The organism is Hoeflea sp. (assembly GCF_984452065.1).
Genome location: NZ_CFHWAF010000002.1, coordinates 1 through 21,009 on the forward strand (window position 1 = coordinate 1; position 21,009 = coordinate 21,009).

Annotated in this window: 23 protein-coding genes and 1 riboswitch; of the genes, 8 read left to right on the forward strand and 15 right to left on the reverse strand. The window is 61.7% G+C overall.

Going from position 1 to position 21,009, the window contains the following annotated elements:
• Positions 1 to 4,555 (reverse strand): NAD-glutamate dehydrogenase (locus AC5E6N_RS00600; protein WP_491745978.1); only part of this gene is annotated, 4,555 nt, incomplete at its 3' end.
• Positions 4,556 to 4,689: 134 nt separating this feature from the next.
• Here AC5E6N_RS00600 and AC5E6N_RS00605 point away from each other — a divergent pair.
• From AC5E6N_RS00605 to AC5E6N_RS00625, 5 genes are all read left to right on the forward strand, one after another.
• Positions 4,690 to 5,265 (forward strand): peroxidase-related enzyme, encoded by a 576-nt coding sequence (locus AC5E6N_RS00605; protein ID WP_491745979.1) that lies wholly within the window; start codon positions 4,690 to 4,692, stop codon positions 5,263 to 5,265.
• 91 nt (positions 5,266 to 5,356) lie between these two features.
• Positions 5,357 to 6,229, forward strand: a complete 873-nt coding sequence (locus AC5E6N_RS00610; RefSeq protein ID WP_491745980.1) for an alpha/beta hydrolase — start codon at positions 5,357 to 5,359, stop codon at positions 6,227 to 6,229.
• Positions 6,230 to 6,283: 54 nt separating this feature from the next.
• A complete protein-coding gene (locus AC5E6N_RS00615) occupies positions 6,284 to 6,532 on the forward strand; it encodes a hypothetical protein (RefSeq protein WP_491745981.1) in 249 nt (82 codons plus the stop codon).
• A gap of 9 nt (positions 6,533 to 6,541) precedes the next feature.
• Positions 6,542 to 7,453, forward strand: coding sequence for a pyridoxal kinase PdxY (gene pdxY / locus AC5E6N_RS00620; protein ID WP_491745982.1), 912 nt, complete (start codon positions 6,542 to 6,544; stop codon positions 7,451 to 7,453).
• Complete coding sequence (locus AC5E6N_RS00625) at positions 7,450 to 8,139, forward strand: carbonic anhydrase (protein WP_491745983.1); 690 nt, start codon at positions 7,450 to 7,452, stop codon at positions 8,137 to 8,139. Before pdxY ends, AC5E6N_RS00625 begins: the two co-directional genes overlap by 4 nt.
• Before the next feature lie 30 nt (positions 8,140 to 8,169).
• Here the strand turns inward: AC5E6N_RS00625 and AC5E6N_RS00630 are convergent, their stop codons facing one another.
• The gene (locus AC5E6N_RS00630) at positions 8,170 to 8,517 is read right to left on the reverse strand and encodes an aldo/keto reductase (protein ID WP_491745984.1); all 348 of its coding nucleotides are present in this window, start codon (positions 8,515 to 8,517) and stop codon (positions 8,170 to 8,172) included.
• A 211-nt stretch (positions 8,518 to 8,728) separates the two neighbouring features.
• On the opposite strand from AC5E6N_RS00630, the gene AC5E6N_RS00635 reads away from it, so the two are divergent.
• Positions 8,729 to 9,691: a LysR family transcriptional regulator gene (locus AC5E6N_RS00635; protein WP_491745985.1), complete on the forward strand. Its 963-nt coding sequence runs from the start codon at positions 8,729 to 8,731 to the stop codon at positions 9,689 to 9,691.
• Here the strand turns inward: AC5E6N_RS00635 and AC5E6N_RS00640 are convergent.
• The 7 genes from AC5E6N_RS00640 to AC5E6N_RS00670 all read right to left on the reverse strand — a co-directional run bounded on the left by AC5E6N_RS00640 (position 9,688) and on the right by AC5E6N_RS00670 (position 15,592).
• Positions 9,688 to 10,482 carry a lytic murein transglycosylase gene (locus AC5E6N_RS00640; protein WP_491746059.1) on the reverse strand — a complete coding sequence of 265 codons (795 nt, stop codon included), beginning with the start codon at positions 10,480 to 10,482 and terminating at the stop codon, positions 9,688 to 9,690. The genes AC5E6N_RS00635 and AC5E6N_RS00640 overlap by 4 nt on opposite strands.
• Before the next feature lie 349 nt (positions 10,483 to 10,831).
• Positions 10,832 to 11,866, reverse strand: coding sequence for an aspartate-semialdehyde dehydrogenase (locus tag AC5E6N_RS00645; RefSeq protein ID WP_491745986.1), 1,035 nt, complete (start codon positions 11,864 to 11,866; stop codon positions 10,832 to 10,834).
• 296 nt (positions 11,867 to 12,162) lie between these two features.
• Complete coding sequence (locus AC5E6N_RS00650) at positions 12,163 to 13,014, reverse strand: phosphatase PAP2 family protein (protein ID WP_491745987.1); 852 nt, start codon at positions 13,012 to 13,014, stop codon at positions 12,163 to 12,165.
• 40 nt (positions 13,015 to 13,054) lie between these two features.
• A complete protein-coding gene (gene leuB / locus AC5E6N_RS00655) occupies positions 13,055 to 14,167 on the reverse strand; it encodes a 3-isopropylmalate dehydrogenase (RefSeq protein WP_491745988.1) in 1,113 nt (370 codons plus the stop codon).
• A 41-nt stretch (positions 14,168 to 14,208) separates the two neighbouring features.
• On the reverse strand, positions 14,209 to 14,592 hold the full coding sequence (locus tag AC5E6N_RS00660) for a RidA family protein (RefSeq protein WP_491745989.1): 384 nt from the start codon (positions 14,590 to 14,592) through the stop codon (positions 14,209 to 14,211).
• A gap of 32 nt (positions 14,593 to 14,624) precedes the next feature.
• Positions 14,625 to 15,230: a 3-isopropylmalate dehydratase small subunit gene (leuD, locus tag AC5E6N_RS00665; RefSeq protein ID WP_491745990.1), complete on the reverse strand. Its 606-nt coding sequence runs from the start codon at positions 15,228 to 15,230 to the stop codon at positions 14,625 to 14,627.
• A 137-nt stretch (positions 15,231 to 15,367) separates the two neighbouring features.
• Positions 15,368 to 15,592, reverse strand: a complete 225-nt coding sequence (locus AC5E6N_RS00670) for a hypothetical protein (RefSeq protein ID WP_491745991.1) — start codon at positions 15,590 to 15,592, stop codon at positions 15,368 to 15,370.
• A gap of 225 nt (positions 15,593 to 15,817) precedes the next feature.
• Here AC5E6N_RS00670 and AC5E6N_RS00675 point away from each other — a divergent pair, with 225 nt between their 5' ends.
• Together AC5E6N_RS00675 and AC5E6N_RS00680 are read left to right on the forward strand one after the other, a co-directional pair.
• The gene (locus tag AC5E6N_RS00675) at positions 15,818 to 16,741 is read left to right on the forward strand and encodes an HpcH/HpaI aldolase/citrate lyase family protein (protein ID WP_491745992.1); all 924 of its coding nucleotides are present in this window, start codon (positions 15,818 to 15,820) and stop codon (positions 16,739 to 16,741) included.
• Positions 16,738 to 16,944 carry a DUF1737 domain-containing protein gene (locus tag AC5E6N_RS00680; protein WP_491745993.1) on the forward strand — a complete coding sequence of 69 codons (207 nt, stop codon included), beginning with the start codon at positions 16,738 to 16,740 and terminating at the stop codon, positions 16,942 to 16,944. The genes AC5E6N_RS00675 and AC5E6N_RS00680 overlap by 4 nt, the downstream gene beginning before the upstream one ends.
• A gap of 13 nt (positions 16,945 to 16,957) precedes the next feature.
• Here the strand turns inward: AC5E6N_RS00680 and AC5E6N_RS00685 are convergent, their stop codons facing one another.
• The 6 genes from AC5E6N_RS00685 to AC5E6N_RS00710 form a co-directional block, all read right to left on the reverse strand.
• Positions 16,958 to 17,275, reverse strand: coding sequence for a hypothetical protein (locus AC5E6N_RS00685; protein ID WP_491745994.1), 318 nt, complete (start codon positions 17,273 to 17,275; stop codon positions 16,958 to 16,960).
• Positions 17,276 to 17,435: 160 nt separating this feature from the next.
• Positions 17,436 to 17,646: riboswitch (cobalamin riboswitch) on the reverse strand.
• A gap of 58 nt (positions 17,647 to 17,704) precedes the next feature.
• Complete coding sequence (locus AC5E6N_RS00690) at positions 17,705 to 18,625, reverse strand: GumC domain-containing protein (protein ID WP_491745995.1); 921 nt, start codon at positions 18,623 to 18,625, stop codon at positions 17,705 to 17,707.
• A gap of 10 nt (positions 18,626 to 18,635) precedes the next feature.
• On the reverse strand, positions 18,636 to 18,773 hold the full coding sequence (locus tag AC5E6N_RS00695; protein ID WP_491745996.1) for a hypothetical protein: 138 nt from the start codon (positions 18,771 to 18,773) through the stop codon (positions 18,636 to 18,638).
• 102 nt (positions 18,774 to 18,875) lie between these two features.
• On the reverse strand, positions 18,876 to 19,586 hold the full coding sequence (locus AC5E6N_RS00700; protein ID WP_491745997.1) for a helix-turn-helix transcriptional regulator: 711 nt from the start codon (positions 19,584 to 19,586) through the stop codon (positions 18,876 to 18,878).
• 111 nt (positions 19,587 to 19,697) lie between these two features.
• Positions 19,698 to 20,072 (reverse strand): VOC family protein, encoded by a 375-nt coding sequence (locus AC5E6N_RS00705; protein ID WP_491691369.1) that lies wholly within the window; start codon positions 20,070 to 20,072, stop codon positions 19,698 to 19,700.
• Positions 20,073 to 20,177: 105 nt separating this feature from the next.
• Entirely contained in the window at positions 20,178 to 20,960 is a 783-nt protein-coding gene (locus AC5E6N_RS00710; RefSeq protein ID WP_491745998.1) for an SDR family NAD(P)-dependent oxidoreductase, read from the reverse strand.
• Positions 20,961 to 21,009 lie beyond the last annotated feature (49 nt).

Here is a 21,009-nt window from a genome sequence, read left to right on the forward strand (position 1 = left end):
CATAGTGATCCGAAACACCCGTCTGCTGGGCTGCGCTGTCCATTCTGCTGATACGGAAGAGTTCCGTCACATCGAAAAACGCCTTGGCCGTCTTGACGAGATCGGCGCCCGAAGACTGCGCGATGAGCATGATCTCCGGTATCAGCGCCAGGCTCGGCAGATGCGATAATTTGCCGGCAAGCTTTTTCGGAACCCCGTGGCCGACCGTGTGTTCGAGCCAGCGGTCCGATTCCTGTTTCATGAACGCCGGCAACAGCGTCGGCAACACCGCGTCGAGCCCTTCGACCGCCGCGCGAACCGCCTTGATCGTCGGCGCGAGCGGCTCGGAATTGACCCCGGTCTTCAGCGCCCAGCGCGAGACGATCTGAATCACATGGCCAACGCCCGCATAGAGTTCGTTCTGAACCGCTCCGGGGATCTTGTTGTCCAGCGCATCGATCGCGTCATAGATCCCGGGCAGCCCGAGTCCGTCACGGACCATTACATAGGTCTTGACGATATCGGAGGGCAGCATTCCGGTCGCGTCGACAAGCCGGCTGATGAAGGTCGGCCCGCCGCGGTTGACGGCATCGTTCGCCAGCACCGTCCCGATGATCTCCCTCCTGAGCCGATGGTCCTTGATGTCCTTTGCGTATGATTTGTGCATGCGCTGCGGAAAATAATCCATCAGATCGGTTTCGAAATAAGGATCGTCGGGCAGCGTGCTGCGCGTCAGATCGTCAAAAAGCACGATCTTTGCGTAGGACAGCAGGACGCCGATCTCGGCCCTCGTCAGGGGCTTGCCGCCGGCAAGACGTTCCGCCAGCGTCTGGTTGTCGGGCAGCGTCTCCACCTTCCTGTGCAGTTGACCGTCAGCCTCGAGCCGGTTCATCAGCCGCATCAGGTCCCCGGTCGCCCGGGCGCTGCGCCGCTCGACCAGCGAAATGGCCAGCGTCTGGAGGTAATTGTTGCGCAGCACCAGCGAAGCCACCTCGTCGGTCATGGCCGTCAACAGCTTGTTCCGGTTGGCAAGGGTCAGCCGGCCGGCGCGCATCGCCGATGCAAGCGCGATCTTGATGTTGACCTCAAGGTCGGAGGAATTGACACCCGCCGAATTGTCGATCGCGTCGGAATTGCAGCGCCCGCCGGAGAGGTTGAACTCGATCCGGCCGCGCTGGGTCACGCCCAGATTGGCGCCCTCGCCAATAACCCTGGCGCCGACGTCGCTCGCAATGATGCGCACCGCGTCGTTGGTGCGGTCGCCCACATCCGCATCGCTCTCGCCCGATGCCTTGATATATGTGCCGATACCGCCGAACCACAAAAGATCGACGTTTGTCTTCAAAATCGCGGTGATGATCTCGAACGGAGAGGCGGTTCTTGCCGAAAGGCCAATGGCCGCCGCAGCCTCCTTGGTCAGGGTGACGGCTTTTTCGGACCGCGAAATGATCATGCCGCCGGACGACAGCACCGATGTGTCGTAGTCCTGCCAGCTCGAACGGCCGAGATCAAAAAGGCGCTTGCGCTCGGCAAATGTGGTTTTGCAGTCCGGATCCGGATCGATGAGGATATCGCGATGGTCGAAGGCCGCGACAAGGCGGATCTTCGGTGACAAAAGCATGCCGTTGCCGAACACGTCGCCCGACATGTCGCCGACGCCGGCGACCGTGAACTCGGTTTTCTGGATGTCGATGTCCATCTCCCGGAAATGCCGCTCGACCGCCTCCCACGCACCGCGGGCGGTGATGCCCATTTTCTTGTGATCGTAACCATCGGACCCCCCGGACGCGAAGGCATCGTCCAGCCAGAAATGATGCGCCTGGCTTATGGCGTTGGCGGTGTCGGAGAACGTCGCCGTGCCCTTGTCCGCCGCGACCACGAAATACGGATCTTCACTGTCATGGCGGCGGGTGTTCTCCGGCCCGACAACCTTGCCGTCGACAATATTGTCGGTCACCGACAGAAGGGTCGAGATGAACGTCTTGTAAGCACTGCGCCCGGCGGCGAACACATCGTCCCTGGTACCGTTTGTCGGCAGCTTTTTCGGAATGAAGCCGCCCTTGGATCCGACCGGCACGATGACCGCGTTCTTGACCTGTTGCGCCTTGACGAGACCGAGCACCTCGGTGCGGTAGTCCTGCGCCCGGTCCGACCAGCGCAGGCCGCCCCTGGCAATGGGCCCGAAGCGCAGATGGACACCCTCCACGTCCGGGCCGTATACGAAGATTTCCCGGAACGGCCGCGGCTCCGGAATTCCGTCCAGAGCCCGGGGATCGAGCTTGAAGGCAAGCGTATCGAGCGGCTTTGCGTCCGCTGTCTTCTGATAATAATTTGTGCGCAGGGTCGAAGAGACCGCATTCATGTAGCGGCGTAAAATACGATCTTCATCGAGACTTGGAACGCGCGTCAGCGCATCCTCGATGTTCTCAACCGTATCGTCATACTGTTTGGCCGCCGCCTTCACCCGCAAGGACGGATCGAACCGGGCATGGAACAGGCCGATAATGTCGGCGGCAATCAGCGGATAGCGGTTCAGCGTGCCGGCGATATAGCCCTGCGAATAGGTGATCCCGGTTTGCCGCAGATACCGCGAATAGGCTCTCAGCACCTCCGCCTCGCGCACGGTCAGGCCGGCATTGATCACCAGACGGTTGAAGCCGTCATTGTTGATTTTTCCGGACCATGTCGACAGGAACGCATCGTCCAGAAGATCGACAAGCCGGGCAAGATCGATGGCTCTGCCCTCGCTGTGCACGAGCTCCATATTATGCAGCAGGACCTTTCGGGTCTTGGTCACGTCGACGCCGACGGCGACCTCGAATGTCTGCTCGCTGATCACGTTGAAACCGAGATTTTCAAGCAGCGGAACGCGCCGCGACAACGCCACGGGCGCATCGATGTGAAAGATCTTCAGCGAGAGGTTTTCGCTCGCTTCGCCGTCACGCTGATAAAAATCGATGCAGATCGGATTGTCCTGCTTGCACTGCAGGAAACTCGGCAGGTCCTCCACCGCCTCTTCCGGTGTGAAGTGATCCCGGTAGGCGTCGGACGTATGGAGCGCGAGCGCATCCACGCCGGCCAGGGTCGAGAACCGGTCTTCCCACCGGTTGACGATGCTGCGCACGGCATTTTCAAGAACGTCCTGCGAAATGCGCGGCGTGCGGCCGCCGGACCGCCCGAGGACAAAATGAACCCGCGCGACACCGCCCTCCGGAAAGGCCGGATAATAGGCCGACAGGCGTGCATCGAACGCTTCTTTCAGATAGGCGCCGATCCGGCTTCGCGCATCCGTGTCATACTGGTCGCGCGGAACATAGACGAGGACCGAAACGAAGCGGTCAAATCGATCGATGCGCGGCAGCACGCGAACGCGGGGCCGGTCGCTGAGCTCGATGATCTGCTCGCAAAACCCCGCCAGCATGGGCACGTCGACCTGAAACAGCTCGTCGCGCGGATAGCTTTCCAGCGCGTTGAGCAGCACTTTGCCCGAATGGCTTTCCTGGTCGAAGCCGAAGCTCTCGACCACCGCATCGACCTTCATCCGCAAAAGCGGGATGCGCTGAACGGAGCGTGTATAGGCGGTGGAGGTGAACAGACCGACGATCCGCAGTTCGCCGGTCACCCGGCCGTTTTCGTCATAGCGCTTGACCCCGACATAATCCATGTAGGTCCTGCGGTGAACGAGCGAGCGTACATTCGCCTTGGTGACGATCAGCGCATCGGGGCCCTGCAGGAACGCCAGGAGTTCCGGCGTCGTGGTGACGGGGTCGTTGCCGCGCCGCAAAACCCGGACTTCCGGATCGGAGAGAATGCCAAGGCCGGGATTATCGGCGCGCTGGACGACGGCATCGCGCCCGCTTCCCTTGAAATGGTAGTCCCGCATGCCGAGGAATGTGAAATTGTCGTCCCGCAGCCATTCAAGAAAGGCCAGCGCCTCCTGCCGCTCCGCCGGGTGCCGGCTGCCGCCGGCAGCCTGAAGCTCCGCGACCGTCCTGTCGAGCCGTTCAAGCATCGGCCGCCATTCGGCAACGGCCCGGTGCACCTGATCGAGCACCCGCATGAGATTGTTCTTCAAGAGCTTGATCGCCTCATGCGATATGCGCGGCAGATGAATCTGGACCAGACTGACCTTTTCCCAGCCTTCGGCGGCAGCGCCAGCCACCGCCAGATCGATCTCCCGGATGGCTCCGTCAGCGCCGCGCCTCAGTTTCAGGATCGGGTGGGCGGCAAGGCAAATGTCCCGGTGGGCATACGAAACCTCGCCCATCACCGAGTCGAATATGAACGGCATGTTCCTGTCGATCAGGGTAACGACGGTCAGCGTGCGCCCGGCCAGATCAACCCCCTCGACCGGTCCGACATGGATAAGCGTGTCATTGCCGTTCCACTGTTCCAGTTGCTGGCGCGCATGGGCGCATGCGGCGGCCAGCGATTCCGGCCGATAGACAAGCACGTCGTCAGCGCTCACATGTCCGAGAAACTGGTCCGGATCGATGAATGGTTTTTCGCTTTTGCTGAGGATTTCGGCGATTCGTGCAATCTGCTTGTCACGCTTTGGGTGCCGGCGCGTGCCCATATTTGTCTCCCCCGGTGCCGCAAGGTTCTCGACCTTGCCTTGCTTGCAGTGCTAGACCGTTGAGACATTAGAGCAAAGTGTCGGCGGATACAGCGTGATTTTTCATCACCGGATAAATTAACCGGAGCAAAGCCATGAGCAGCAAAACCGAACGGATCACCGCACTCGACCTGGAACCCGCAGCGGATCTCGGGCCGAAGACGAAGGCATATTTCGCCAAATGCCGGGAAAAGCTCGGCATGATCCCGAACGTTCTGCTGGCCTATGCGTTCGACGAGGCAAAGCTCAGTGCCTTCAGCACGATGTATAATGAGCTGATGCTCGGCGATTCCGGCCTCTCCAAGCTGGAACGGGAGATGATCGCCGTTGCCGTCTCATCTGTAAATCATTGTTATTATTGTCTCACTGCCCACGGAGCCGCAGTGCGTCAGCTCTCCGGCGACCCGGCCCTCGGCGAGCAGATGGTGATGAACTACCGGGCCGCGGATCTGAACCAAAAGCAGATGGCGATGCTCGACTTTGCCGTCAAACTGACCGAGCAGCCGGACAAGATCGTCGAAGCCGACCGCCAGGCGCTGCGCGACGCCGGATTCGGCGACCGCGACATATGGGACATTTCGGCAACCGCATCCTTCTTCAATATGTCCAACCGCATGGCGGCGGCCACCGACATGCGCCCGAATGACGATTATCACGCCATGGCGCGCTGACATTCAGCCGCGCCGCAACAGGTTTTGCCGGATGGACGCCGCCGTTCTTTTGGCGTATCGACGCGCAATGTCCTGATCCGGAGGTTTGCGCGTGCCGATATCGCCCTTTGGACGCCGCGTTGCCGGCTCGCTACTGACCCTGGCGGTGGCTTACTGCGCCATTGCGGGGCTGATGTATCTTTATCAGCGCGACCTTGTCTTCAGACCCTTCGGGACCTTGACGGATCCGGCCGAGAACGGCCTCGTCGAGGTCGCGGCGGACCGCGCGCAAATGGCGGACGGCACCCGCATCGCCGTCTGGCACAAGCCGCCGGCACGGCCCGGTCTGCCGACCCTTCTTTATTTCCACGGCAATGGCGGAAACCTGACCCACAGGGCGAAACGCTACCGGCAGGTCGTCGACAGCGGCATCGGCCTTTATGCCCCGACCTATCGCGGCTATGCCGGCGCGGACGGTGACCCGTCGGAAGAGGCGCTGATATCCGATGCCCTGGAGCATTTCGACCGCCTGCACGCCGGAACGAACGACATTATCGTTTATGGCGAATCGCTCGGAACCGGCATCGCCGTCGCCGTTGCGCAGCAGCGCGACGCCGGGGCACTGATCCTTGAAGCGCCCTATACCGCGGCCGTTGATGTGGCCGCGGCCACCTATCCCTGGCTTCCGGTCAGAACCCTGATGCGGGATCCGTTTCCAAGCCGCGAACGCATCAAGGCAGTGAACGAGCCCCTTCTGATTGTCCACGGCCGGAACGACACGGTCATTCCCTTTGAGCACGGGGAGGCGCTCTTCGCCCTGGCCAACCATCCGAAGGAGCTGAAGGTGTTTGAAAACGGCGGGCACAACGATCTGTGGACCAGGGGGCTGTGGCCGGCGGCAATGCAATTTCTCGTCCGCCATGGCGCGTTTCCGCAGGCGGTGCCGGAAGAGGCCGCGGACAAAGAGACCGGGGATGAAGGCTGAGACTTCTATATCCGCACCAATGCTATAATATGTGGCCATCACGGGATCACAATAATGCCAGACCAGGAAGATCAATCCCGCAAGGCGATGCAGGACCTTGAAAAGCTCAAGGAAGAGGGTGATCTTCTGCACGCGCCGAAACTCAAGGCGAAATCGAGGACCGTTACCGGCCATTTCATGGCCAGGGATGTCGATCCTTCCGACAGGATCGAGGTGTGGGGAACACGCATCGGCAGAATTCTCTCCTTGATCGCGCTGATCGCCCTCGTTATCTGGTTGGCCAATTTCCTTCAGAGCAACTGAGGAAGCTTCATGCCCGTCGATATGCAGCACAAACCGGACCAGGGCGCGGTCCTGGTGATCTCCAGCCACGTGGTGCGCGGCTCCGTCGGCAACCGCGCTGCGGTGTTCGCGCTTGAAACGCTCGGGCATCCGGTCTGGGCTCTTCCGACCGTCGTCCTGCCCTGGCACCCCGGTCACGGGCCGGCCACCCGCTCGATGCTGCCGATCGAGGATTTTTCGGCCATTATCGACGATCTTTGCCGCGCGCCCTGGATCGCGGAGGTCAGCGCCGTGCTTTCCGGATATCTCGGGGACCCGCGGCAGGCCGGCGCCATAGAACGCCTGGTCAGCGTCGTCAGACAAAAGAACCCGGGCACCCAATATGTCTGCGATCCGGTGATCGGCGATGCAAATGGCCTCTACGTGCCCGAGGAAACGGCGGCGGCGATCCGGGACCGGCTGATTCCGCTCGCCACCATGGCGACGCCCAACCGCTTTGAACTGGAGTGGATCTGCTCCAGGCAATTCCGGGACAATATGGAGATCGTCGATGCGGCACGGTCGCTCGGGCCGCCGCGTGTGCTTGTCACATCCGCCATACCCATGATGTCCGGCAGCACCGGAAATCTTCTGGTGAGCGAACAGGACGCGCTGATGGCCGAGCACCAGGAAATCGCAAAGCCGCCGAACGGACCGGGCGATCTCATTGCCTCGCTGATGCTCGCCCATGTCATGAACGGACACGGCGATGAAAAATCCCTGCAGTCGGCAAGCGCGTCGGTGTTCGAGATCCTGGCGCGCACGGTCAAGCGCGGTGCCGACGAACTTGCGCTGGAGAGCGAGGCAAACAGCCTGAAACGCCCCTTTGCGCTGGTCAACATGCGCCGGTTGGCGCGCCCGGCGCCACCGCCGAAGCGCGCGACAAGGAGAAAAAGACGATGAACACTTTTCCAGACCGGCTTCTTGCCGGATACAGCCGGTTCATGACCGGTCGCTATGGCGAAGAAAGTGATCGCTACAGGGAACTCGCCGACAAGGGGCAAAAACCGAAAACGCTGATCGTCGCCTGCTGCGATTCCCGTTCGGCGCCCGAGACCATCTTCAATGCCGGGCCCGGGGAACTGTTCGTTGTCCGCAATGTCGCCAACCTCGTTCCGCCCTACGCGCCGGACGGCTCCTTCCATTCCACTTCGGCGGCGCTCGAGTTCGCCGTCCAGTCGCTTCGCGTTCGCGATATCGTCGTCATGGGGCACGGCCGCTGCGGCGGCATATCGGCGGCGCTCAACCCCGGCGCCACCCCGCTTTCGCCGGGTGACTTCATCGGTCAATGGATAAGCCTGCTTGATCCGGTCAAATCCGAGATTCGATCAGGCGCGATAGAGGACGGACCGGAACGGCAGACCGCGCTCGAGCGCATCTCGATCCGCAACTCCATCACCAATCTGCGCACCTTTCCCTGCGTGCGCATCCTGGAAGGCCGGGGCAAGCTCGATCTCCACGGCGCCTGGTTCGACATTTCGACAGGAGAACTGTGGGTCATGGACGCCGCCAGCGGCCAGTTTACCCGCCCCGGAGAAAAGCAGCTCGAGCGATCGCTGATCAGGTCCGCGCACGAGGATGCGGTTTAAGAGAAATAATCCGCACGCTCCAGAATGCGGTCAATTTCCGCGACCTGCTCGGAACGGAGCGGACCGTGCGCCTTGGCGCCGAAATTCTCCCTCGCCTGCGCCTCGGTGCGGATGCCGGGAACCGGAACGAGCCGGTCGCTTTTTTATACCAATCAGTTCCTTTCTCGATTCATCGATGACGTTACCGAATTTGGTCTCCAGGAGAACCGAGCCGCGACGGCCCCGCAAAGCCCTTGCGATCGCCCGTTCGCTGTGTCCTGTTCCATAGGCGTCGGCCGTGTCGATGACGTTTGCGCCGAGATCGATTGCGCAGTGAAGGGCGCGAATCGACACCGGATCGCTGGCTTTTCCGTATCCGAGCGGCGACCCCTCGGGCAAAAGCTATTTTTCACCACTGAAAAATGGCCCGCCCAAGCCCATGTCATCATGCCAAGCGGCGTATCGTCTAATCCAAGAAGTCCTAGATATTTGTTTTTGTTTCCTTTCATGGTCTATACTCCGTATGGTCATGTTCGGGATTTTTCGAAACAACCAACGGATAATCGGTCATGTTCGTTATGAAAACAGACAAATTCGGTAGGGGTCTTTCATGAATGAAACGTGGAAATGGGAGGATCTGCGGCTCTTCATTGCGGTCGCGAGGAGCGGCGGTCTGTCGATGGCGGCGCAGTCAACCGGGCTCAGCCCGCCGACTTTGGGGCGCCGTGTGCTGGCGCTCGAGCACGCCCTCGAAATGGAGCTGTTCCACCGCAGTCAGGACGGCTATGCGCTGACCACCGCGGGCCATGAGCTGCTGGAGATCGCCGAAGGCGTCGAGAACGAAACGGCCAAGGTCGACCGGTGGCGCGACCGGACGCAACCGTCGCGAAAGATCAGGATCGCGGTCGGCTTCTGGACCGGTCTCTTCCTCGCTCACAAGCTGTCCGAGCTGCGTCCGAAGGAGGGCAAGGCGGACCTCGTGCTGATCAACGGCGCCGGGGAAATGGACCTGCAGCGCCGGCAGGCGAATATCGGCTTGCGCAACCGCCGGCCCGAGCGGCTCGGTCTCGCCGGGCAGCGTCTGGCGCGGGTGGAATTCTCAATCTACGGCGACAGGGACTATGTCGAGGCGCATCCCGCCGCGAAGGCGCGGCGGCGCTTTTGGGACTGCGACTGGATATCGATTTTCGATGACGGACCCAAGCCGCCCTCGGCGGCCTGGCTCGACCGGCATCTCGAGCGCGACGCCGTGCTGGCCTGCAACTCCCCCGCCGCGCTCATGGCGGCCCTGACCACCGGAGCCGGCCTCGCCGTCCTGCCCTGTTTTATCGGCGACGCCTCTCCGCGGCTTGTGCGTTGCCGCGAACCGATCCCCGAACTCGCCCATGACCAGTGGCTCGTCAGCCACGACGAGGACCGCCATGAGCCGCATATTGCCGACGTGATTTCCAGGATCGCCGATCTGATCCGGCGTCACCGGCGCCTGTTCGAAGGCCGCATCGGCACTTCGTCCTCGCAGACGACGACCGCGGAAGTTGAAAGACCTCCGTCCGGCGCGCCTCAAATCGATTAGCTGTCGATGCGCAACGCGATGATGGCGATCGCCTGCTGGTAGACACGCGCCGCGTTCCAGGCCTGTATCGCACTGAAATTCGTCTCGCCGGGCTGGTAGCCGCGGCCGCGCTTCCAGCCATAGGCGCGCAGGTAATTGGCGGTAGAGGCAAGCGCGTCCGTGCGCGAGCCGACGAGATCGCGCCGGCCGTTGCCGTCGCCGTCCACAGCGAACCGCAGATAGCTCGAGGGCAGGAACTGTGTGTGCCCGAGTTCGCCGTGCCCGGCGCCGCGCATCTGGCCGCGGGTCAGCTGGCCCTGCTGGATGATTGTCATCGCCGCATAGAGCTCGTTTGTGAAGAAGGCGGAGCGGCGGCAGTCATAGGCAAGCGTCGCCAGGGCCGATATCGTGTCCTCCTTGCCCATATAGCCGCCGAAGCCGGTTTCCATGCCCCAGATGGCCAGAATGACGCCAGGAGGCACGCCATAGCGCTTCTCCAGCGAGTTCAGCAGCGTCTGGTGTCGCTTTTTGAGCTGTTTTCCGCGGCTGACGATGGCGTTGGCGCCGCGTTTTTGCATGAACTGGTCGAGAGAAAGCTTGAAACTGCGCTGATTGCGGTCAAGCCGGATGGTTTTGGTCCGGTACGAGACATTGCCGAGCGTCGCATTGATGGTTCGCTGGCTGAAGCCCTTGCGCGCCGCCTCTTTCTTGGTTGCCTCCACCCAGCGCGGAAACCCCGCCGAGGTATTGCCGCACTTTGCGGCGAGCGCCGGCCCGCCGGCCAGAACCGTCGCGATGAAAACGAGCGCCATCTTCAAAAGGATGTTTATTGTCGCGGATCTCAAGAAAAGCCCCCCAGAATTTCCTTAGAAAGGTAATGTCAGGGGATTTTATACAATCACTGTGACGATTTTTCAAAGTCTAGAGCAATCCTGTCCGCACTTGAACTTTCCCGAACAGAGAACTTCTTTGTTTTCGGGCAATAAGTCCGTTTGCTCGGGAATTTCAAACCCAGCGCCAGAAATGAGATTTTCACAGAATTAAAAGGATCGTTACGGAATAGAAACAATATTTTGGCACGCGGGCGCCGTGTATTTGGCCTGAAAAGCAAAATGGCGGGCCGCACGCGGCCCCCCAAGCGTCCGCCGGGTCATATGTCTGTCAGGCAACCTGGCTTTTCGACTTGATAAGACCGCGGGCCACCAGCGTTTCTGCGATCTGGATCGCATTGAGCGCCGCGCCCTTGCGCAGATTGTCGGACACGACCCACATATTGAGACCGTTCTCGACCGTCGCGTCCTCGCGAATGCGCGAAATATAGGTCGCATCCTCGCCGGCGCATTCGTGTGGCGTCACATAGCCGCCATCCTCCGTCTTGTCGACCACCAGGCAACCCGGCGCCTCGCGCAGGATGTCCCGCGCCTGCTCGGCGGAGATGTCCTTCTCGAACTCGACATTCACCGCTTCGGAGTGGCCGATGAAGACGGGGACCCGCACCGCGGTGCAGGTCACCTTGATCCTCGGATCCAGCATTTTCTTGGTTTCCGCCAGAACCTTCCACTCTTCCTTGGTGTACCCGTCTTCCATGAAGTCATCGATATGCGGAATGACGTTGAAGGCGATACGCTTTGTATAAACGCTCTTTTCCACCGGATCGTTGACGAAGACGGCACGGGTCTGGTTGAACAGTTCGTCCATCCCGTCCTTGCCGCTGCCTGAAACGGACTGATAGGTCGCGACAACCACACGCTTGATGACCGCCGCATCGTGAAGCGGCTTGAGCGCTACGACCAGCTGCGCCGTGGAACAGTTGGGATTGGCGATGATGTTCTTCCTGGTAAAGCCGGTGATGTCGTCGGCATTGACTTCCGGCACGATCAGCGGGACGTCGGCATTGTAGCGCCAGGCCGATGAGTTATCGATCACCACGCATCCCTGCTGTCCGATCTTCGGCGACCACTTTTGCGAAACCGACCCGCCGGCCGACATCAGGCAGATATCGGTATCGGAAAAATCATGTGTTTCCAGGTTCTTGACGGTCAGCGTCCCGTCCCCGAAGGAAACCTCCTTGCCGACCGAGCGGCTGGACGCGAGCGCGACGACCTCGTCGGCCGGAAAACCCCGCTCCGACAAAACCTCCAGCATTTCCCGGCCCACATTGCCTGTGGCACCGGCGACTGCGACACGAAATCCCATGGTGTCCTAACTCCTGTCCCTCTTCCTGTTCGCAACCCGCCGGCCGGTGCGGGTCCCTTCCCCGGCCGGACCGGGAAGAGCGCGGACAAGCCAGAGACGTCAGACCGTTTTGGTCGTCTTCGTGGCCGTTGTCTTGATAAAACGGAAGCGCGCGCAAGCGGCGCCGGCCCTGTCGGCAGGGCGGCACATCTGCCGGTCGCTCAAATCTGCACTATGCATCTTCGTCTCCGTTCGCAGGGCCTTTTACATCGCCTGTCGGCGGAGTCAATCGCCTGCGGCCGGGAAACGGCCCCGATTCAGCTCCTCAAAAGGAACTTCTGCAGCTGATAGCCGGGCCGGCGCTCAGGCATACCGCTCTCATGCACGCGGAACAGGATTCCATAGCCGGCGAAAAACAATGCGGTGAAATAGGCGTACCAGGCGCCGAAGGCAAGTCCCGCGATCACGTCGCTCGGATAATGCGCGCCGACCAGCACACGCGTGAAACCCAGCCAGATGGCCAGAACCAGGGCCGGGAAGCGCAGGCTCGGAAAGAAAATCGCCACGGCGGCGAAAAACGCGCCCGACGTTGTCGAATGGCCGGAAGGAAAGCTCGCGAAACTGGCATTCGAGAAGGGTTGGAAATGGAACGCGCCCAACTCTTCGAAGTGCACCGGCCGCGCCCGCCCTATGAATCGTTTCAGGACCGCAACGATCAAGCCGGACATTCCGACCGAGATGAATATATAGGCGCTGGCCGCCACCCATTTCGCCATCACCAGCCGTGTCCGCGCCCTGAAACCGGACCAGTCGATAAGGAAACCCGCCAGGACAAGGACGCCGGTCGGAACGAGAATCCACCCCGACTTGCCGAGATCGGTCAGCCGGGACGCCCATTTGAGCACATCCCCGGGCCACTGGTTTCGGTAGGCGCCGACGGGGTTGTCCAGAACCACCGCCACCAGCACGATGACCATGACCGTCAGGAACAGGTAGCGCCAGCCGCGCACCCGGACGGACCGGTTGATGAGCGACCGCCGCCGCTTCAGGTATGAGCGGCTCGCAACGACATTCATCCTGAAGCGTTCTGAAACGCGGCGGCCCGCTTCGCGCATCGAATGAGCGATGCCCGCCGGGTTTTCCGTATCCGCCTTGTCCCGCGTTTCCATTGTTTCGACAGTCGCCAGCGCGGCAACGCTTCCATTCCCGTCAGCTTGTCAAGGCGCGAAACCGCTCGAGAACCGCATCGCCCATCTGCGATGTGGTGACGGTCTCCATATCGGGCGCCGCGATGTCGGCCGTGCGCAAACCGGCCTCCAGCACGTCGGCAATCGCCGTTTCCAGCATGTCGGCCTCCTTTGCCATATCGAAGGAGTAGCGCAGGCACATGGCGAACGAGGCGATCATGGCAATCGGATTGGCAAGCCCCTTTCCGGCGATGTCGGGCGCCGAACCGTGCACGGGCTCGTAAAGCGCCTTGCGCATGCCGGTTTTCTCGTCCGGCGCGCCGAAGGAGGCTGACGGCAGCATACCGAGCGAACCGGTGAGCATGGCTGCAACGTCCGACAGCATGTCGCCGAACAGATTGTCGCAGACTATGACATCGAACTGCTTCGGCCAGCGCACGAGTTGCATGCCGCCGGCATCGGCCAGCATGTGATCGAGCTCCACGTCGCTGTATTTGTCGGCATGCACGTCCGTGACGATCTCGTTCCACAGGACACCCGATTTCATCACGTTGCGCTTTTCCATCGACGTGACTTTGTTCCTGCGCGTCCGGGCGAGTTCAAACGCCACCCCGGCGATGCGCTCGATCTCGTAAGTGTCGTAAATCTGCGTGTCGATCCCGCGTTTCTGGCCGTTGCCGAGATCGATGATCTCCTTCGGTTCGCCGAAATAGACGCCGCCGGTCAATTCGCGCACGATCAGGATATCGAGACCCTCGATGACGTCCTTCTTCAGCGACGAGGCATCCGAAAGCGCCGGATAGCAGATCGCCGGGCGCAGATTGGCAAAGAGCTCCATATCCTTCCTGAGGCGCAACAGGCCGGCCTCCGGGCGCACATCATAGGCAACGCTGTCCCATTTGGGACCGCCCACGGCGCCGAACAGCACCGCGTCGGCGGCGTCGGCCCTGGCCATGTCCTCTTCGGAGATCGACTTGCCATGCGCGTCATAGGCCGATCCGCCGACCAGCCCCTCCTCGGTTTCAAAACCCGCGCCGTGGCTGTCATTCATGAAGCCGATCAGCTTGCGGACCTCGGCCATGGTTTCCGGGCCAATCCCGTCGCCGGGCAGAAGAAGGAGTTTACGCCTTGCCATGGAACATTTTCCTGTTTGCTTGCACCGGACGACAGAGCCGGTCATTTTTGCGGTTTGTAAGCGGTTGCCTCGATCTCGATGCGCATTTCGGGCCGGATCAGCCCGGTGACGATCATCGTCGCCGCAGGCCTGATATCGGCGAAGAACTCGCCGACGACGGGAAACACCCGGCCCGCGTCAGCGGCATCGGTGATGTAGTATTGAACCCGCACGATATCGGTAAGGCCGAAACCCGCCTCGGTCAGTGCGCGCCCGATCGTCGCCAGGGCGTTCTTCGTCTGGTCCTCGATGCGGTCGGGCATCTCCATGGTTTCGTAGTCGTAGCCGGTGGTGCCCGCCACGAAGCAGAAATCGCCCTGCACGACCGCCCGGGAGTACCCGGCCGCCTCTTCCATGGGCGAACCGGAGGAGATGAGTTTGCGCATGCCGTACTCCGATGTGCGAGCCGCCGTTCCGCTCAGTGCCACGGACGGTGGTTGGAGATATGCTCCTCATGGCTGTCGATATGGTGGTCCTTTTCCATGGTCAGGCCAATATCGTCGAGCCCGTTGAGAAGGCAGTGTTTCCTGAACGGATCGATATCGAACTTGATGACACCGCCGTCCGGGCCGTGGATTTCCTGGGTCACGAGATCGACGGTCAGCGTCGCATTGGCGCCTCTCGAGGCATCGTCGAGGAGCAGCTCGAGCTCCTCCGGCGTCACGATGATGGGCAGCAGCCCGTTCTTGAAGGAATTGTTGTAGAAAATGTCGGCGAAGCTCGTCGATATGACACAGCGTATGCCGAAATCCATCAGCGCCCAGGGCGCATGTTCGCGCGAGGAACCGCAGCCGAAATTGTCTCCGGCGACGAGGATCGTCGCATTCTGGTAGGCCGGCTTGTTGAGCACGAATTCCTCGTTCTCCGATCCGTCCTCATTGAATCGCATCTCGGCAAAAAGACCCTTGCCGAGGCCGGTGCGCTTGATCGTCTTGAGGTAGTCCTTCGGGATGATCATGTCGGTGTCGACATTGACGATGGGCAGGGGCGCCGCGACGCCGCTGTGTCTTGAAAATTTCTTCATCGCGAGACCCTCTGAATACGTTGCGGCCATGGCCGCCCTGCACCGATGGACCGTCATACGGCCCAACGGTCGGACTTTGCCAAGCGTTTACCAAAGCTGAAGCGGAAAAAGAAGGCCCCGGCGAAGAGAATCGCCGATCACATATCGATAATCTTGCCGTTCCCGTCGTCCCACACGCGCGGGCCGTTCTGGCGTTTGCGGACCCGGCCGCGGCGATTGAACCTGGCAACGATCAGGCCGACAACGACCGCGACGGCGGCAAAACCGACAATGGCCAGTCCAACGGTGGCCATGACAACGATCATCAGCGCGGCGACGCACAGGCCGACGATCCCGACAATGATTGCGCGAAGATTTTCCATCGTGTAACCCTCCGCTTTGCGATAATCCGGCGCACCGGATGACAGCCGCCGGCCACACGCGCCCGGTGGGGATCGGGGCGTTTCTATTCAGTTGGTCATTAACAGCTGCAATTTCAACCGCATTTCCCTTACAAATCCTTACAAAACGGGCGTGGATCCGCCCGGCCCACGCGAAGCCGCGGCCGCAACCTTGCGATGCGGCCTTGCGGCAGGCATTAAGGTTGCATGGAACAACAGTCCGCGAATCATCGCCCGGCCCGCTTTCGCCGCTCGGTCCTTTACGTTCCCGCCAACAGGGCGCGGGCGGCGCAAAAAGCGGCCGGGCTCGACTGCGACGCGATCATCCACGATCTTGAGGACTCCGTCGGGCCTGACGAAAAGGACCGCGCCCGCGCCGCACTCGAAGAGCGGCTGACAGGGGACAGTCCGCCGAACAAGGAGCGGATCGTCCGCATCAATCCGCTGACCAGCGAATGGGGCCGAAACGACCTTGCGACAGCCGTGCGCCTTCAACCGGACGTTATCCTGCTGCCGAAAGTGAATGGGCCGGCCGACATCGACGAGGCGGAGGCCGCGCTGCGCAAGACCGGGGCAAAACCCGACATCAGGCTTTGGGCGATGGTCGAGACGCCGCGCGGCATCGCCAACGCCCTTGCCATCGCCGATACGGCATCGCGTCCCGACGCCAGGCTCGACTGTCTCGTCATCGGAACCAATGATCTGGCCAAGGAAACCGGCCTCGTCCTTCCCGAGGGCAGGCGGTTCATGACGGCCTGGCTCATGCAGGCGGTTCTCGCCGCCCGGGCGGCAGGTATCGACATCCTTGACGGCGTCTATAACGATTTCCGCGACAAAGACGGTTTTCTCGCCGAATGCGCCGAAGGGCGGCTGATGGGCTTTGACGGCAAAACCCTGATCCACCCGGCGCAGATCGACGCTGCGAACGAAGCCTACGGCGCGGGCGAAAAGGCGGTCGCGGAGGCGAGGGCAATCGTGGAGGCGTTCTCCAGGCCTGAAAATGCCGGCAAGGGCGTCATACAGATCGGCGGAAGAATGATCGAGCGCCTGCATCTGGAGCAGGCTCGAACGCTCCTCGCCAAAGCCGGGATGCAGCAACCGAAAACCATATCCAAAGGAGGCGCGCGATGAAACTCTACAGGCTTCTCACCGGGCCGGACGACGCAAGCTTCTGCCACAAGGTGAGCGAGGCGCTGTCAAAGGGCTGGGAACTCCACGGCGATCCCGCCTACGGCTACAACAACGAGACCGGGCACATGCAGTGCGCCCAGGCCGTCATCAAGCACGTATCCGGCAAAACCTACAGCGCCGATATGAAACTGTCCGAACAGTAACGCCTCGCGCGCGTCAGTTCCGGCGCTTGCGTCCGCTGCGGCCGGGCGCGAGCGGCATTTCGGACGCGACGATCGCCTGCCTCAGATAATCGCAAAACCGCCTGATATCGGGAGAGGTCTGGTGGTCCGCGTGAACCACACGCAGAACGTAGCGCGCCGCCTTGTCGATGGCAGCGCCCTGCGGAAGATCGAGCATCCACTGGATAAGGGCCTCTTCCGGGGAAAGCGGCCGGCACTCCGGATCCGTGCGCAGCGCGACGATATTCGTTCCCTCCGGCCTGCCCATTCTGCGCAGGATGCGGCCGATGTCACTGTCCTGAATCGGAACCATGGCTCACCCTCCCGTTCGGCACGACAAAAGTGAACCGGAAAGATGGTCGGCGTGTTCGATGTTGTTCATGTGTCTCTCCATTGAAGGCAGAGACGGGGCAAATGAAAGCGCAGGTACCGGCGGGGCCGGGATCGCCGCTCTTCCGGGACACCCCGCCCGGCTTGCAGTCCATGTGAAGGCAGGTCTCCTGGCTCGCGGATCATTGCCGTCTCCCGCCTTCCCGGCCTCAAGGACCAGTGGCTTTCGGGAGGGGCTCGCCGCTTACAGTTGCGGGGGCAGCGCCGGAGTTGCACCGGCTTCCCTCTTGGCTTTGCCGCGACCGTGCCGAGCGGCGCGAATCGCGGCAAAGAACCCTCACGGGAGCTACCTTACCGCAAAACAGCAAAGGCCATAGACGCGGTAGCGACGCTTTTCGTCGCACGCGGCGTTTCAGCGGTAGAAGCGCCGCAGCAGGATGGGCGTCAGATACATCGGCACCTGATAGCAGCCGATGAACAGCAAAAGCGGCTCCATGACACCGGCCGGCAGCGCGGCAAGGAACAGCGCGATATTGCGGTTGCCCGCGCACACCGCAATCCCGGCGCTCTGGTCCGGCAGGGGCCGCTTCAACAAGAGATAAACACCCACCTGCAGGCCGAAATTGGCAAGGAAGGCGACGGCCAGATTAAACGCCAGCCCGCCCGGATCATGCTCGAGAGCCGGGCGCACGGCGGCCATGAGTCCGACGACCATGATGGCCATGGTGAGGGCCGCGAGGCCGTCGATGGCGCCAAGGCCCGCCGGTCCGGGGTTCTTCAACACGGTCCCGCGGATAGCAAAGGCCACGGCGGTTGCAAGGCCGATGATCAGGAGCAGTCGCAACGCAGCGCCGATAACGCTGTTCCCGCCAACCAGATCCGGCATCATCCAGAACACCGGGATCGTCGTCAGCGGCAGCAGGGCCGTTCCGGCTATCAGCAGCCGAAGCGACGGTGCGCCGTCCTTGCCGAGCAGGATGGTAAGGCTCGGGCTCCCGGAAATCGGCGAGGCGGCAAGCATCAGAGCCAAACCGAACGCCAGGGGGCTTCGCCAGCCCGTCGCAATCAGCAGCAACACAAAGAGTATCGGCAATGCCAGTTGCAGCGCCAGGACGAAATAGAGGGACTGGCCGATGTCCCGGGTCGCACCAATCGCCTGCCGGGGACCGACACGAAGGGCCGAAAAAAACAAGAGCAGCGCCACCGCGATCGGAAGCTGCCTTTCCATGAACGCGGCAAGGCCGGGCAGGGCGACGCCCGCGATCAGCCCGAGAACAAGAAGCCAGCGCCCCTGCCGGGCGGCAAGCTGGAGACCTGTCAACAGCGGTGTCACATCAGCCCCCTTAAAACCAGCAGGAGACCGGCAAGTCCGGCGGCACCGTGGCAAGCGGCGGTGCGCCCACCGATCCCATCATGACGATCACATCAACCGCGGCAAGTGTGGTGGGCGGCAGGTTCAGCGCGAAGAAATCAGGCCCCAAAACATCCGCCTTCCGCAATTCGGGTCAATCAGGTCCGACCGGCAATACGCCCTCGCCCGGCCCGATGCAAGCGTTTGCCGTCAATGATGATCGGCGCGGCCGCTACAGGGTGCGCTGCGAGCCTTCCGGCTCCTGATCGCGCTCCATTCTGCGGTAATAATCGGTAAGTGTCCGGCCCCGTTCCGGGCGGAATGCTTCTCCGGTCTCGCGGATCTGATCCATGCGGTCGAGCCGGAATGTCCTGAAATCCGATCTCAGTTCGCACCAGGCGGCAAGTGTCCAGACCTTGCCCCAGAACCAGAGGCCCAGCGGGCGGATGCGCCGCGCCGTTGCCGCCCCTTCCGCATCCCGGTAGGCGACCTCGAGCACCTGCCGGCGGTCGGCGGCCCTTTCCAGCAGATCGAACCGAAGACGGTCCTCGTCGGGCATCATGAAATCGGGGGCGTGGATTTCCGTCTGTTGGATGCGGCTGCGCTCGCCGTCGGGCAGCACCGCTTCGATCTTGATCAGCGCCTCTTCAGCGGCCCGCGCAACGGCCGCTCCGCCCCAGGCCCGCGCCATGCGCGCACCGGTGACAAGGGCGACGATTTCATCGCGTGAAAACATCAGCGGCGGCAGATCGAAGCCTTCGCGCATGATATAGCCGACGCCCGCTTCCCCGTCGATCGGGACTCCGGTGGACTGCAGATCGGCGATATCGCGGTAGATGGTGCGTTCGGAAACCTCCAGCCGCTCGGCAAGCGAAGCGGCGGTGACCAGCCGGCCACCCCGCAAATACTGCACGATCTGAAACAACCGGTCCGCGCGACGCATGTCATGGTCCCTGCATATGGGTCCCGGCAGGTCCGGCTCGCCGGTCTGTCAGGAGGGCATCCGGGCCGGATATGGCCCAGACACGTCGTTCAAGCTTATCGTCAAGCCCGGTCAGTTGAACAGCCCGATGCTGTTTCCGTCGGGATCCAGACAGTAGACGAAGCGGCCGGCATCGATGGTCACGATATCCGAAACCACCTTTCCGCCATTCTCGACAACCCGGTCCATGGCCGATTCCAGTTTCTCCGGCACCGCCAGGTGAACCGTGCTTCCCTTGCCCGCGTCACCGGGGTTTCCGGCGTAGATATGGCCTGCCACGCCGGTTGCCGGTTCCTTGTTGGGAAAGATGCCGACGGTTTGCGGGCCCATATCGGTCTCCACCAGTTCGGTCTGAAGAACCGCGTTGTAAAAGGCCATGCCGGCCTTGAGGTCGCTGACCGGGATTTCGAACCAGACAGCGGCATGTTCAGGTGTGAAAGAGGACATTGTCATCTCCGTAATCATGTCTACGAAGGTCTTATGGCACAGGCCTCCTGACAACATTCTGTCAGGATGGTGCCAGGATGGTGTCAGGGGGGGCGGCGGATTCCGTCAGCCGTCTTTCGGCGCGACGGTATAATTGAGCGGCAGGCGTCCGCCGTCGGCATAAATGGTCTGCCCGGTGATATATCCGGCATCGTTCGATGCGAGGAACGCCGCCACGCCGGCAATCTCTTCCGGTTCGCCGACGCGGCCCAAAGGCGTTCGCGACAGGATCCGTTCGCGCGCTTCGCGATCGGTGGCGACGGCCTTGAGCATGTCGGTCATGATCGATCCGGGACCGACCGCGTTGACGCGGATGCCGTGCGGGGCAAGAGACAGCGCCATCACGCGCGTCAGCTGGGCAACGCCGCCCTTCGAGGCGGTGTAGGGAACCTGATCCGCAATGCCGACCACGGCATTGATCGAGGAGATATTGATAATGCAGCCGGGATCGCCGCCCTGCCCGATCCTGTCGACCATATGCCGCGCAACGGCCTGACTGCACAGGAACACACCCTTCAGATTGACGCCCATGACCCGGTCGAAATCGGCTTCCTTCAGCTCAAGGAAATCCGCCTTGTGGGACATGCCGGCATTGTTGACGAGAATATCGACATCTCCAAACGCATCGAGCGCATTGGCAACGAGATTGCGCACATCAAGCCGCTCGGCAACGTCCGCTGCCACGAAGCGAATATCGCCTAATTTGGAAAGCTCGTCACACGCGGCCTCACCGGCCTTTTCATCCACATCGGCCATGACCACCCGGGCGCCGTCGCTCAGGAACCGTTTTGCGATGGCATAGCCGATGCCCCGCGCACCGCCCGTTACAATAGCGTTCTTGCCGTCCATGCGATTTGCCCCCAACCCGTGCGCAACGTACGTTCCGGCGGCAAACAGT